12 protein-coding genes and 5 pseudogenes are annotated in these 13,279 nt (G+C 60.2%); 6 read left to right on the top strand and 11 right to left on the bottom strand.

Features of this window, described 5'->3' with window-relative positions; all coding sequences use genetic code 11:
• The 3 genes and pseudogenes from ILFOPFJJ_RS04445 to ILFOPFJJ_RS04435 all read left to right on the top strand — a co-directional run.
• On the top strand, positions 1 to 1,151 hold a 1,151-nt coding region (locus tag ILFOPFJJ_RS04445), incomplete at its 5' end, for an IS630 family transposase (RefSeq protein WP_210267314.1).
• Positions 1,152 to 1,304: 153 nt separating this feature from the next.
• Positions 1,305 to 1,593 (top strand): annotated as a pseudogene (locus tag ILFOPFJJ_RS04440) (IS481 family transposase); the annotation flags it as partial.
• Positions 1,594 to 1,786: 193 nt separating this feature from the next.
• A complete protein-coding gene (locus ILFOPFJJ_RS04435; RefSeq protein WP_173509325.1) occupies positions 1,787 to 2,794 on the top strand; it encodes an acyltransferase family protein in 1,008 nt (335 codons plus the stop codon).
• Positions 2,795 to 2,818: 24 nt separating this feature from the next.
• On the opposite strand, the pseudogene ILFOPFJJ_RS36175 reads toward ILFOPFJJ_RS04435, so the two are convergent.
• Positions 2,819 to 2,936, bottom strand: a pseudogene (locus tag ILFOPFJJ_RS36175) (UDP-glucose 4-epimerase GalE); the annotation flags it as partial.
• A gap of 45 nt (positions 2,937 to 2,981) precedes the next feature.
• On the opposite strand from ILFOPFJJ_RS36175, the gene ILFOPFJJ_RS04430 reads away from it, so the two are divergent.
• Positions 2,982 to 3,188: a phosphotransferase gene (locus tag ILFOPFJJ_RS04430; protein WP_173510153.1), complete on the top strand. Its 207-nt coding sequence runs from the start codon at positions 2,982 to 2,984 to the stop codon at positions 3,186 to 3,188.
• 254 nt (positions 3,189 to 3,442) lie between these two features.
• Here ILFOPFJJ_RS04430 and ILFOPFJJ_RS04425 read toward each other — a convergent pair whose 3' ends face one another.
• The gene (locus tag ILFOPFJJ_RS04425) at positions 3,443 to 3,607 is read right to left on the bottom strand and encodes a hypothetical protein (protein ID WP_173509324.1); all 165 of its coding nucleotides are present in this window, start codon (positions 3,605 to 3,607) and stop codon (positions 3,443 to 3,445) included.
• Positions 3,608 to 3,775: 168 nt separating this feature from the next.
• On the opposite strand from ILFOPFJJ_RS04425, the pseudogene ILFOPFJJ_RS04420 reads away from it, so the two are divergent.
• Positions 3,776 to 3,856 (top strand): annotated as a pseudogene (locus ILFOPFJJ_RS04420) (GrpB family protein); the annotation flags it as partial.
• 315 nt (positions 3,857 to 4,171) lie between these two features.
• On the opposite strand, the pseudogene ILFOPFJJ_RS35940 reads toward ILFOPFJJ_RS04420, so the two are convergent.
• The 7 genes and pseudogenes from ILFOPFJJ_RS35940 to ILFOPFJJ_RS04385 form a co-directional block, all read right to left on the bottom strand.
• Positions 4,172 to 4,240 (bottom strand): annotated as a pseudogene (locus ILFOPFJJ_RS35940) (hypothetical protein); the annotation flags it as partial.
• Between the two features lie 118 nt (positions 4,241 to 4,358).
• Complete coding sequence (locus tag ILFOPFJJ_RS04410) at positions 4,359 to 5,618, bottom strand: TRAP transporter large permease subunit (protein WP_173509323.1); 1,260 nt, start codon at positions 5,616 to 5,618, stop codon at positions 4,359 to 4,361.
• Positions 5,615 to 6,145: a TRAP transporter small permease gene (locus ILFOPFJJ_RS04405; protein WP_173509322.1), complete on the bottom strand. Its 531-nt coding sequence runs from the start codon at positions 6,143 to 6,145 to the stop codon at positions 5,615 to 5,617. Before ILFOPFJJ_RS04405 ends, ILFOPFJJ_RS04410 begins: the two co-directional genes overlap by 4 nt.
• Before the next feature lie 27 nt (positions 6,146 to 6,172).
• Positions 6,173 to 7,177, bottom strand: coding sequence for a TRAP transporter substrate-binding protein (locus ILFOPFJJ_RS04400; RefSeq protein ID WP_173509321.1), 1,005 nt, complete (start codon positions 7,175 to 7,177; stop codon positions 6,173 to 6,175).
• 62 nt (positions 7,178 to 7,239) lie between these two features.
• Positions 7,240 to 8,277: a transketolase family protein gene (locus tag ILFOPFJJ_RS04395; protein WP_173509320.1), complete on the bottom strand. Its 1,038-nt coding sequence runs from the start codon at positions 8,275 to 8,277 to the stop codon at positions 7,240 to 7,242.
• Positions 8,274 to 9,113 carry a transketolase gene (locus tag ILFOPFJJ_RS04390; protein WP_173509319.1) on the bottom strand — a complete coding sequence of 280 codons (840 nt, stop codon included), beginning with the start codon at positions 9,111 to 9,113 and terminating at the stop codon, positions 8,274 to 8,276. Before ILFOPFJJ_RS04390 ends, ILFOPFJJ_RS04395 begins: the two co-directional genes overlap by 4 nt.
• 43 nt (positions 9,114 to 9,156) lie before the next feature.
• Positions 9,157 to 9,918: an SDR family NAD(P)-dependent oxidoreductase gene (locus ILFOPFJJ_RS04385; protein ID WP_173509318.1), complete on the bottom strand. Its 762-nt coding sequence runs from the start codon at positions 9,916 to 9,918 to the stop codon at positions 9,157 to 9,159.
• A 139-nt stretch (positions 9,919 to 10,057) separates the two neighbouring features.
• Between ILFOPFJJ_RS04385 and ILFOPFJJ_RS04380 the strand changes: the two genes are divergently transcribed.
• Positions 10,058 to 10,939 (top strand): LysR substrate-binding domain-containing protein, encoded by an 882-nt coding sequence (locus ILFOPFJJ_RS04380; protein WP_173509317.1) that lies wholly within the window; start codon positions 10,058 to 10,060, stop codon positions 10,937 to 10,939.
• Between the two features lie 478 nt (positions 10,940 to 11,417).
• On the opposite strand, the gene ILFOPFJJ_RS04375 is transcribed toward ILFOPFJJ_RS04380, so the two are convergent.
• A complete protein-coding gene (locus ILFOPFJJ_RS04375; protein WP_173509316.1) occupies positions 11,418 to 12,371 on the bottom strand; it encodes a 3'-5' exonuclease in 954 nt (317 codons plus the stop codon).
• A gap of 407 nt (positions 12,372 to 12,778) precedes the next feature.
• Positions 12,779 to 13,078 (bottom strand): annotated as a pseudogene (locus ILFOPFJJ_RS04370) (aspartate 1-decarboxylase); the annotation flags it as partial.
• Positions 13,079 to 13,279 lie beyond the last annotated feature (201 nt).

The raw sequence follows: 13,279 nt of genomic DNA, 5'->3' as shown, positions 1-13,279 counted from the left end.
CTAGTGGACTGATCGAGACAAAAGAGTCCGTTTTTGATTCCCATCGCTCGTCGAATGTGCGACGTTGCCGCATGCGCACAGGGATTGCATTCGACGTCACCGCCGCTGATCGAAATCGGCTCGAAGCCATCGTTGCGAACCGTGGTTCGCCGCAGAAGCACGTGTGGCGGGCGAAGATCATCCTGATGAGCGACGACGGCCTGGGAACGGTGGCGATTATGGCGGCCACCGGCAAATCGAAGACCTGCATCTGGCGATGGCAGGAGCGTTTCATGGCCGAAGGTGTCGATGGCCTTTTGCGCGACAAGAGCCGCCCGCCCGGCATCGCGCCGCTCGATCCGGCACTGGTCGAGCAGGTGGTCGGGCTGACGCTGGAAACGCCCAAGCAGGAGGCCACGCACTGGACCGTTCGCGCGATGGCAAAGGCAGTTGGGATCGCGGCCTCTTCCGTCGTCAAGATCTGGCACGAGCATGGTCTGGCGCCGCACCGCTGGCGCAGCTTCAAACTGTCGAATGACAGGGCTTTTGCCGAGAAGTTGCACGATGTCGTCGGGCTCTATGTCTCGCCGCCGGCCCATGCCATTGTCCTTTCCGTCGATGAAAAAAGTCAGATCCAGGCGCTCGACCGGACGCAGCCGGGCCTTCCTTTGAAGAAGGGTCGGGGCGGCACGATGACCCATGATTACAAGCGTCATGGCACCACCACCCTGTTTGCTGCCCTCAATGTTCTCGACGGCTCGGTGATCGGCCGCAACATGCAGCGTCACCGGCATCAGGAGTTCATCCGTTTCCTCAACGCGATTGAGGCGGAACTGCCGAAGGATAAGGCCGTCCACGTCATTCTCGACAACTACGCGACCCACAAGCAGCCGAAGGTCCGAGCCTGGCTGGCAAGGCATCCGCGATGGACCTTCCACTTCGTTCCAACATCATGCTCATGGCTGAACGCCGTCGAAGGCTTCTTCGCAAAACTGACACGCCGACGGTTGAAGCACGGCGTCTTTCACTCCGTCGTCGACCTGCAGGCGGCCATCAACCGGTTCATCAAAGAACATAACCAAGAGCCGCGCCCCTTCGTTTGGAAGGCAGACCCAGACGACATCATTGCCGCCGTCAAACGCGGGCACCAAGTGTTGGAATCAATCCACTAGACGCCCGGCCAGCCTCAAAATACAGCCTATCCAATGGGGCGGAGACGGCGCTTACAGTATTCTTCACGGTAGCGCCCGCACGACGCAGCGCCTTCGACGCCGAGCTCCAAGCGTCGCAAGAAAGCACCAGTTCCGTTGCCGTCCGCTTCGGTGATCCCCAACCTCAGTCGCAGCGCGCTGCACCGCTGCCTGCAACGCCATGGCATATCCCGACTGCCGGTCGAGGAAACGAAGGAGCGGCGTAAGAGGTCAAAAGCTACGAGATCGGTCACGTCCACAGTTGCGAATTGCGCCGGCCGATGGAAAGCTGGTTATGTTCCTCGCCATCGACCGGATTTCGAAGTTCACCCATGTCGAGTTCCACGACTGCGCTGGAAAGATGGAAGGCGCAGCGTTTCTCCGGAACGTGGTGGAGGTTTTCCCTTACATGATCCACATCGTTAGTTATGTATTTGCAACTCAACACGAATCCTCGTAGGTCTATTCTCAAATGAAACGAACTGTCGGATCGTTTCGACCACCACCCGGAACGAGGACTGCTAAATGCCGATGAAGGTTTGGATGAAGTTGCCGAGTGGCTGGATCAATGCTGGTGGATTGAAGGTTTTCCGGTAACATCACAGTCAGAGGGGACAATGGGAACGATCCGGACGATTCAGTATCTTCGGGCGGCGGCGGCGCTCGCGGTCGTGATCTTTCATGCCGCCGAGAAGACCGGCCATCATTTTGCAATCGGCGCGGCCGGTGTCGATGTTTTCTTTGTCATCAGCGGCTTCATCATGTGGGTGATCAGCGACCGGCGATCGTTGACCCCCGCGAAATTCATGAAGGATCGCATTCGCCGAATCGTGCCGGTCTACTGGCTCGCGACGGCCGTCATGGTCGCCGGCGCGCTGGTCGGCCTGTTTCCCCATTTGGTGCTGACCGCTGATCACGTGCTGGCCTCCCTGTTCTTCATTCCGGCTCGTTCCCCGAGCAGCGGCGAGATCTGGCCGGTGCTCGTGCAGGGCTGGACGCTGAATTTCGAGATGCTCTTCTACGCGGTGTTCGCGGCTTCTCTGCCGCTGGCGCGCCAATGGCGCCTCCCGGCCATCGCCGGCCCCTTCGTGGTGCTGGTGGCGATCGGGCTGGTCGCGCCCAGCGAAAATGTCCTAGTATTGACCTATACGCGTCCGATCATGCTCGAATTCGTCGCCGGGATGATGCTCGGTGAGTTCTGGCTCAAAGGGAAGGTTCCTGGAGCTGCGGTCGGTTCATTGTTGATCATCGGTTCGCTCGGCGGCTTCGCCGCGATCGGATCCGCCCGTTTCCCGTTCGATGAATGGACGACTGGGCCGCTCGCGGTCCTGCTGGTTCTCGGAGCGCTGTCGCTCGAGGCCAGTGGACGGGTGCCGGTGCTGAAGGTGCCTATCCTGCTCGGCAATGCGTCCTATTCGATCTATCTGTGGCATACCTTCGCGATCTCGGTCGTCGCCAATGCGGGGAGCATGCTTGGCATCCATCGGGCGATGTCGATGGTCCTCGCGATCGTCTCGGGAACGCTTGTTGGTGTCGCAGCATATGCGCTTCTCGAGCGCCCGCTGCTGCAGCGTCGCCGGACGCCGCCGCCAGCCGTCGACCTCACCCGGTCTGCCATCAAATAGCGCCCGGCAAGTCTGCCGATTGGTTTAGCCGTTTCGGCGCGAATGCCAGCAACTCGGTGATCGCCCCCAAATTATATTGCAGTTCCCAGCCAAGCACCTGGCGGGCCTTGTCGTTGTTGGCGACCAGCGTTGTCGAGTCGCCTCGCGACGCCCGATTTGAACTTGTCCATCGCTAAATGCCAAGGTTATCTGGCACAATGATTGGGGGCCGCCGAACGCTGTATTCAGAGACGGTCTGCCGAGAGGCATCATCGATTTCGACACCATCAGATCCGGGATGGGCCTGTGGGATTTGGGCTACTCCGTCCTTGCCTGGCTTGATCTCGGTAATCCCGATTACACGGCTGATGAGCAGCTTCGACGTCTGTTCGCATTTGCGGACAGGTATGGATAGGAAGCCTGCGCTGCCCCGCTATCTCCGCTCATGCCGTCGCACGGCAGACCGCCTTGGCAGTTTCGGGCAGACTGCAAGGCAACGCGGCGATGGCGGAGTGGGCGCCTGCGGCGGCCGCAACCTGGACCGTCCGTAACGTCACGGAGCGATTGAGCCCCACCGGCTACTCGGTGTAACTGATCACAAAAACGCTAAGACCCTGTCCTACATGCAGATGTTTGCAGGCCTCGATAAAGATGGCGGGCGAGTGCCTCTCATGGCAGGCTCGGGGGCGCGATGAATTGGTAGTACGCCCACACCAGGACCAGCCCTGCTATTACGGCAACCCAGGTAAGCGCCTTCCGCCGCATTGGGCTGACCGTCATCAGCCCCTGCTTTGGTTTCCGTCGTTCAAACTTAATGATGTTGTCGTCGCTCATGTGGCCTCTCTACTCAGCGGTGGAGCTAATAGCACGCTGTTGTCGTTTTCATGTCCCTGAAATGACTAGAAGTATTCGAACACCCACAGCAATGGAGGTTTCATTGGAAGTCGTTACATATGACAAACAGCCAGTCACTTTCGCGATATCGCGGCAAGCCTTCAGGCATTGATAGGACCTGAGGTTATTGCCATCGATCACTTCGGCAGCACGGCGGTTGCCGGCCTCTCAGCAAAGCCTCTGATCGATATTGACGCCACACTGCCAGGTCTTGAACAAGTGTTGGCAGCCGTCAGTAGGATGGAGGAATCGCTACAAGCAGGACGTCTATGCATTCCTGATGAGATCGATGAATCCCAAACACGGTCTATTTACTGCCGCAGGGAAATGTCCGCCATCGACCTATCGGAGCAGATGATCTGGCATCCTTCCAAGACGAGGGAATCGACCGAAAAAACCCAAACCCGTTCGAAAATGCAGCAGTGCAATGTTTTCGGCGCCAGATACCGCCCCTCCGCTTCGCTGCGAACGGCACCCGCAGGATCCCGCAAGACGATTTCGCCGTCACCCTTGGAGGCGCGAACCCGAGATGACGCGGATCAAAGTGGATTTGCCCGCGCCGTTTCTTCCGAGGCGCGCATGGACTTCATTGCGAGCAACCGAAAAGTCGCCACCCTTGAGAACCGTAGGACGTGGTCAGCCCTATGACCGACACGACGAATTCTAGTCCGTCCATCTCACGCTTCTCCCGTCAGTAGATCGTCAGACCGGGGATGAAGCTGACGGCAAGCAGAAGGAGCATCGCCATGCCGAAGAATGGCCATAGTTCCCGCGTCGTCGCTCCGAGTGGGGCCTTGGCGATCGAAGATGAGATGAAGAGGGTTGTGCCAATCGGTGGTGTGTAGAGGCCGATGCCGAGATTGATCACCATCATCAGGCCGAGTTGCACACGATCGAGACCGATGGCGTCCGCCAGAGGCACGAAGATCGGGCCGAGCAGCAGGACTGCCGGCGGCATGTCGAGCGGCATACCGACAATCAGCATCAAGACATTCATCAGCAGGATGATGAGGATGGGGCTCGAAATGTTGTTCGCTACCCATGCCGCCATCTGTTGCGGCGCCTGGTCGAAGGTCAGGACCCAGCCGACAGCGGCGCTTCCCATGATGACAAGCATGACGACGCCGGTCGCAACGCCGGCCTCGACCACATTCTCGCAGAAGCGAGTCCAGGTCAGGTCGCGGTAAAACAAGAGGCTCAGCAACAGGGAATATATGACCGACAGCACGGCCACCTCGGTCGGGGTCGCGAAGCCGAAGCGCAGGAATAGAACGATCAGAACAGGCAGCAGAATTGCGGGAAAGCTCTTGAGCGCGAGCATCGCCAGCTCACTCTTCTTCACTTTCGCGGCTTGCGCGTGGTACCCACGCCGAACCGACACGAACCAGCAGACGAAGACGAAGCTCGCCGCCATGATGAGGCCGGGCAGGACGCCCGCGAGAAACAGGTTGCCGACGCTGACACCGCTGATGAGTGAATAGAGGATCATCGGGATCGACGGCGGGATGAGCACGTCGATGACCGCCGAGGTCGCATTGTTGGCGGCACAGAGCGCCGGTGGATAGCCCTGCTTCTTCTGCCAGGGAATGAGCACCGATCCGAGCGCGCTGGCATTTGCTACAGCCGAGCCCGATACGCCGCCAAAGACGACGGAGGAGACGACCGTCGTCGACAACGGGCCTCCGCGCCAGCGTTGCATCGCCTTCGATGCAAGCGCCAGGAGCTGCCGGCCGAGTTCGCCTCCGAGCATCAGCGTCCCGGCCAGCATAAAAAATGGCAGGGCCAGCATGGGGAACGACTGGGTCTGGTCGTAAACCTGCTGCGCGACGACGGAGAGCGGTACGTAGCCGTTGAAAAGCACACCAAAGCCCGCGGCAATGATGAGGGCGTAGCCCACTGGCACGGCCAGGACCATGAGAATAGAGAACGAGATGATCATCACCAACGTCATAGCGGCATCTCCTCTGCCCCGGCCTGGGTCCGCTGGCCCCAGCCGAAACGAAGTACCCTCACCGCGACGGAGATCGTGACGATGGCCACAAGGAAGGCGCCGATCGCGAGCGAGTAGTACCCAACGCTGTTCGGCAGTTGCAGCACGGGACTGTGTTCCACGCCCGCGATCTCGGCGACGACGATTGCCTGGTAGCTGAGCACCAGGAAGGCGAAGGCGCTCATGGCACTGGCGAGCACGAAAGCGGCATAACGGAGCCGTTCGCCGAGCCTTTCGTAGAGCCATTCGACGGCCATGTGTCCGCCCATATGTGCGGCGAGAACGATGCCGGCCAGAATGAACCAGGGGAAGATCAGCATCGGCAGCTCCTGTGCGAAGGAGAAGCCACCGCCGCTCAACGTATAGCGGGCGAGCACATTGCTGGTGGTAACGAGGGTGAGTGCGATCCCGCTCGCTATCACGACGAAGCGGGCGAGCCGCACGATGATCTTCTCGATGGCGTCGACGAGCTGCAACAGCGTAAGCATGACGGGGCTCCGGCTTGGGGAGGACAGTTACGCCCTCGCCTCCGTTTCGATCTGGCTGACGAAATCGCCAAAAGGCTTCTTCTTCCAGATTTCGGCAACAGGAGCCGTCGCCTTCACGAATGCCTCGCGATCGACCTCGACGACTTCGACATTCGCGTTGCTCTTGAAGGCGGCCAGGACCTCCGACGCCTTCTCGGTGGAGAGCTTTCGCTGCAGGTTGCCAGCCTCCTTGGCCGCAGCTTTCACCGCCTCGCGGTCGCTTCCAAGCCGCGCCTCCGCGATCTTCGACATCAGGAATGGTGTCGACTCCCACTTGTGCGCGGTCAGGCTGATGTGGCGATTGACCTCGTAGAGCTTCGAGCTCTCGATATTGGCAAGGGGATTCTCCTGCCCGTCGACGACGCCCTGCTGGAGCGCGATGTATAGCTCGCCAAATGCGATCTGCTCCGTCGTCGCGCCCAGCGTCTCGAAAATATCGATGGTCATCGGATCTGCGGGCGTGCGAATCTTCATACCGGCGACATCGCCGGGTGCGACCACCTTGCGCTTCGAATTGGTGAGATGGCGAATGCCGTTGTCCCACCAGTCGAGCGGAACGACGCCGACCGCTTCGAAGCGCTTGTTCAGCTCCTCTCCGACGGCACCGTTGAGAAGCTTCATCGCCTTCTCGGTGCTCTCGAACAGGAAGGGCAAGCCGAGCGCCGCCAGTTCCGGAACCAGAGCCGAGGTGGCACCTTGGCTGTTTGCCGTGAAGTCCAGGGCACCGGTTCGCAAGCTCGTCAACATGGCCGCATCGCTACCAAGCGTCTCCGCCCCCGCAACGTTGATCGTCACGCGGCCCGAGGTCTTCTCGGCTACGAGTTCTGCAAACTTCGCGGCTGCGACGGTGCGCGGATTGCCGGGCGCAGCGCCATGACCCAGCGTCAATGTCGTTTCGGCCCTGGCGGGCCGGATCGTGCTGACAAGCGCGGGCGCGGTGAGAACTGCCACGGCCGATGCGAGAAAGGTACGTCTCTGAATCTGCAAGCTCATTGTCTCCTCCATCATGTGCTTAGATCGAAGGCGATCCAGCTCCTCCAAGCCGGATCTCCCCCTTATTCGTTCAGCCAGCCTTTGATCGCCGACACCACCCTGCCCGTGGAAAGTCCGTACTGGTCGTGCAGCGTCGGCAGGGCGCCTGCCTCGAGAAAACGATCCGGCAGGGCAATTTGTCGGAACGCCGCGGGGCGGACGTCCGAGCGCATGAGCGTGGCGGCGACGGCCTCGCCGAGCCCGCCGATGATCGTGTGATTTTCGGCCACCACGACCAGGCGGCCGCCCTTCCCGCACTCCGCAAGGATCGTCGCCTCGTCGAGCGGCTTGACAGTGGGAACGTGCAGCACGGCCGCGTCCACGCCGTCCCTCTGGAGCTCCTTTGCCGCTTCGAGAGCCCGCATCGTCATAAGGCCGGACGAGATGATCAGCGTGTCCCGTCCATCCCGGATCAGCTGCGCCTTGCCGAGCTCGAACTGGTAGCCGTATTCGTCGAGCACGAGCGGCACGTTGCCGCGCAACAGCCGCATGTAGACCGGCCCCTTGTGGGCAGCGATCGCCGGCACCGCCTGCTCGATCTCGTGCGCGTCGCAAGGATCGATGATCGTCAGGTTCGGCATGCCGCGGAACATCGCTACATCCTCGGTCGCCTGATGGCTCGGCCCGTAACCGGTGGTGAGGCCGGGAAGCGCGCAGACGATCTTGACGTCCAGCATCTCCTCGGCGATCGCGAGGCAGATAAAATCGTAGGCGCGGCGAGAGGCGAAGACCGCATAGGTGGTGACCCACGGCTGGAAGCCTTCCCGCGCCATGCCGGCCGCGGCCATCATCAGAAGCTGCTCGGCCATTCCCATCTGGTAGAACCGGTCGGGATGGGCGGCGCGGAAGATGTGCAGGTCGGTGTATTTCGCCAGGTCGGCGGAAAGACCGAGGATGCGAGGCTCTCTGTCAGCAATCGCGGCGAGCGTGTGGCCGAAAGGCGCCGGCTTCGTCGGCTGGTCCGGCCCGGCAATGGACGCGATCATAGCGGAAGTTGTGAGCCGCGGCCCGTCGCCGTTATTCAGCAAGTGCGGCTGCCGAATGTATTTGGAACGCCTCATGCCACGGCTCCCGCATCGATGATATCAAGGGCTTCGGCCCATTCATGCGGCTCGACCCGCAGGAAGTGATTGCGCTCGCGCGCCTCCAGGAACGGCACGCCCTTCGCCATCTTCGTGTCGCAGATGATCAGCCGCGGCTGTACCCCGTCGTGGTGGCGGGCGGCGTCGAAGGCCCCGACAAGCGCGTCTATGTCGTTTCCGTCGACGCGCTGCACGAACCAGCCGAATGCTTCGAACTTCGGTACGAGCGGCTCGAAGTTCATCACGCCGAGGGACGGCCCGTCGGCCTGCATCTGGTTGACGTCGACGATGCCGATCAGGTTGTCGAGCTTGTAGGAACCGGCTGACATCGCCGCTTCCCAGGTCGAACCCTCGTCCAACTCACCGTCCGAGAAGAGATTGTAGACAAACGATTTCGAGCTCTTGCGCTTCAACGCCAGGCACATGCCGACTGCGATGCCGAGCCCGTGGCCGAGCGACCCGCCGGTGATCTCCATGCCGGGCGTATAGGCCGCCATGCCTGACATCGGCAGCCGGCTATCATCGGTGCCATAGGTCTCGAGCTCGTCTTCGGGGATGATCTTCGCCTCGATCAGGGCGGCATAAAGAGCAATCGCGTAGTGGCCGATCGAGAGCAGGAACCGATCGCGATCTTCCCACTCCGGATCCTCCGGACGATAGTTGGTGGCGTGGAAGTAGGACACCGCGAGCACGTCGGCCACACCAAGCGCTTGCGCGATATATCCTTGGCCCTGGACCTCGCCCATCCGGAGCGCGTTGCGCCGGATGCGCCTCGCGCGCTCGCGCAAGCTCACATTATGACCAATCTCGGTCATTCGTTCTTTCCTTCCGATTTGTACTGGAGGCTTTGTTACGAGCTCAGTGGATTAGCATCCCGCCGTTGACGTCGATCACGGCGCCGGTCACATAGGCTGAAAGGTCCGAGGCGAGGAACAGATAGATGTTGGCGACGTCGCGTGCCTCGCCGAGCCTGTTCAACGGGATGCCCCCGATGATCTCGGCCCGCATCTCCTCGCTCAGCTTGCCGCCGGTGATGTCGGTCTGGATCAGACCGGGGGTTACCGAATTGACGCGAATGCCGGCAGGACCGAATTCGCGTGCCATCGCCTTTGCGAGGCCAAGAACGCCAGCTTTGGCCGCCGAATAGTGCGGACCGCCGAAGATGCCGCCTCCCCGCTGGGCGGAGACCGATGACATGCAGGCAATTGATCCGCCGCCATTGTCGCGCATATTCGGAATGAAGGACTGGCTGAGGTTCAGTACGCCCGTCATGTTGACCGCAACGACACGCTGCCAATCAGCGTCGGAAATCTCGAGCGTCTTTACTGGCTGCGTGATGCCTGCGTTGTTGATGAGCACGTCGACAGCGCCAAACGCCTCGATGGCCGCGTGAGCTGCAGAATTGCAAGACGCCCGGTTGGTGACGTCGCAGCCGAGGCCGATGTGCTTGCCATGTTCGACCGGTGCCAGGGTCGACGCCGCTTCACTGGCGGCCTCGGCTTCGATGTCCAGGATGGCCACCCTGGCGCCATTCTCCGCAAATAGCTCGGCAGTGGCACGGCCGATGCCGCGCTTGCTTGCCGCGCCCGAAATGACCGCGGTCTTTCCTCGCAGTAGCATACAGATCTCCTCCCGAAGCCTCTGGTCCTCTTCGTCCGCATGGCGGTCCGCCGCTTCGATGGAGAGAGAATTGAATGAACAAGCGGTCTACTTCAAACGCCAAGTTTACATCGGTAGATGACTCTGCTTCACTAATTCGATGCTGAACATGATTTCACTTTCCGCCATGCGCATCTTCGAGTCGGCCGCCCGCCTCGGCTCTTTTCGAGCCGCTGCCGAAGAGCTCAGGCTTTCGCCAAGCGCCATAAGCCACGCGATAATGCGACTGGAGCGCGATCTCGGCGCCAGTCTTTTCGAGCGGACGACACGCAATGTCGAGCTGACACTGGCGGGGCAAACGCTGCTCACCCATGCTTCCAACGCTTTCGAGGAACTGCGCCGTGGTGTTGAACTCATTTCATCCAAAAGAACGCAGTTGCTGCGCGTGCATTGCGCGCCAAGTTTTGCCGCTCAGGTGCTGTCACCGCGCCTGCCGCTGTTCTTGAAAGAGAACCCCGGCATTGAAGTGAGGTTCGCCGCGAGCACGAACTATGCCCGCTTCGTGGACGGTCTTTTCGATGCGGACATCGTCTATGGCGAGCCTCTGGATCGCGAGGGCCTCATCGTTATTCCTCTCGGAGAGGAGATCGTCGCTCCCCTTTGCTCGCCGGAGATGGCCAAGGATCTCAAATCGCCCCGCGACCTCCTAAGAAAGCCGCTCATACGCAGCGATCTGAAGCGCATCCAGTGGGTCGACTGGTTCGAGGCAAACAACCTCGGACCGCCGCCTGCACCAACGATGAGCTTCGACAGGAGCTTCCTTGCGGTAGACGCCGCCGCTAACGGGTTGGGTGTCGCACTGGAATCGGATGTGCTGGCACGCCGCGAATTGGACAACGGAAAACTGGTGCGGCCCTTCGCAGGCAGGTGTCGTGACACGCGCTATATCGGGCACTACCTTGCCTATCCGAAATCAGGCAGCCAACGCCGCTTGGCGAGGATTTTCGCCGACTGGCTTACGCGAATTATGCAATCAACATAAGCGAATCGCCCGCCCTTGAGCGGTATCGCACTGAGACCGCGAGAAAGTAGCGTCGATCGCGCTTATTTCTTCCTTGAACTCGACGGGACACGTCTGGGCCCCGTGCAAAACACGCAGAATGCGAACTCTATCCGCCTTTTTCTGGACCTCTATCTGCTGGTGTTTGGATGTGACGTTTTACGTCATATCCGTCACCCAGCCGATTATGCTGGCTCTGACAATGGGTCTTTGAAGCAGCACTGAAGAGAGGAGGGACAGGGGCACGCTGTCCCTTGTTCAGCCATCGGCAGTCGTTTCAAAGAGCGATCGACTGCACCGAGGTGGTGCCGATCGCCCAAGTACTTCGGGAGAGAAGCGGGAGCTAGCTCCCGAAGCCGGAGCAAGGAGGCGCGTCGCTTCGACAGGTTCATACTCGTGGCGCCCAAATGACAGGCGAAATACACAGTCCACCACCCATGCTGTACGCGACGAAAGCGTATCAGGCCTTGAACCGGTCGAATGCGGTGAGCCGCTTCACCGGTGGATCGGCTTCATCCCATTGATAAATTTCCGCGCGGAGATACCGAAGCTCGTCGTCGAGTGCCTCTTCCGCAATCTCGATCCACCAGGATTTCGGACGGCCGTTGCTGCCATCCGACCAGCGATAGCCGCGCCCCTTCAGGTGATCCTTCATGTCGAATGGGCTGTTCTCCGCTGATCGCTGGCTTGCTTCATAGAGCTCGGCCAACGGCGATCGCCCGGGTTCTCCCGCGCCGGCGAGAACCTCGAGCAGAGCAAAGCAGTCATCAACGGCCCGATGGCCCTCGTGGAAATAGCCCGCCTGCCTAATCAGGTAGCCGAGCTTGGTGCCTTCGAAGCCCCGTGCCGACCAATCGATTTCCGAAACCGAGCAGTCCCAGGCTTTTCCGGCGAAGATGGGCGAAAAGGCCTCGCAGAACGGCCGATCGAAACGGGCGTTGTGGGCGATCATGAGATCTGCCGGCTCGATGATTGAGCTCAGTTGATCGACATCGATCACCTGACCGGCCACCATTTCATCGAAGATGCCGGTCAGACGCGTGATTTCCGGCGAAATAGAAACGCTCGGTTGCTGCAATCCACCATACACGCTGGTGACATCGCCGATGCTGCCGCCGTCATCGAATGTGAAGGCGATCGCACCGATCTCGATGATCTCGTCCTTGCGATGATTAAGGCCGGTCGTCTCGGTATCGAGGATGACGCCCTTCAAGGGAAATCCCGATCGCGCCCCCAAGCTCACAGCACGAGGCTCGAGCTTTTTCAGGATGCGATACCGCCCCGTCTCCTGAAGCTGCCGAACCATCTCTGCTTCGCACAACACATTCGAAGAATGGCGCTTCAACGCTAAGGAACCAGTCACCTTCGCAGGTACTGCCTCGTTCGCAACAAAGAGATCGAACTGCTGCGTCATTCGGCTATTCCGGCTCATTCCGAAGAACGACTCTTTCCTGACTGCATCGCCCCACCAAATTCGCTATAAGGCATCCGCTTGAACAAATCAGGATAAATCATTGAACCGTGGAAATCAGCAGCCGGCGCGACTTTGTCCTGTGGACGATCCAACGCGCGCAGGAAATCGTGACGGCAGAAGGCGCAGCCTTTGCGATGGTCGCTCGTGACATGAAGGAGGAAGCGCTGGCGGGCGACCGCCGCCGCGCTCCTCGCGCGCTTCAAGCTGCTCGCCAACCTCGCCGCTGGCGCGCCTTCACTGCCAAGAGCGGGGAACAGCAGGGCTTCGTTTGCCGTGACGATGCCAAACGGGGAGCAAATATAAGCTTCTAACGTAACAGGGAGGACGCCGAAGAACCGCCGCCGCGCCTTCGGTTTCAACGACGTAATCCGGCTTTCGTCGAGATAGACCGAGTTGCTCTGGTCACCGGGCTGGCAGGTGCGCGCTGTGGCTCCGTTGAGAACGCAGCACCGCGACCCCCGCTCACCAAGAATGACGTATGTTGAGATCCGGGCGCCGGAATTCCTGTTCCAGATCTCGACAAACTCCATGGGCAGGATACCAGCTTCCTCGCAATGGTCCGGGTCCAGCGTAATTGATCCATGATAGTTGAGGTTTGCCTCAGTTACGTAGATGCCATGCAGTTTGCCTGCGACAAGCTTTCTCATGTTCCCTCACCGTCACTTTCGTCGTGGCTTTATTGGAGGAAAGCCTGCCAGACCGGAAGGCACTCGTATGCCAGACTGTCAGGCACCAGGTGGAGGTTACCGATCGATAGCAGCATGCTGCCTTGAGAGATTCGAACAGTCGACTCACAACATGCCATTGCCATGTCTCACCTCTTTTCCTCCTCTCGCCCTCAGATAGCC

This window comes from Sinorhizobium psoraleae, from assembly GCF_013283645.1.
Taxonomy (GTDB): domain Bacteria; phylum Pseudomonadota; class Alphaproteobacteria; order Rhizobiales; family Rhizobiaceae; genus Sinorhizobium; species Sinorhizobium psoraleae.
Note: the sequence above shows the minus strand (reverse complement) of the source record. Positions and strands in the feature narration are given on the sequence as shown.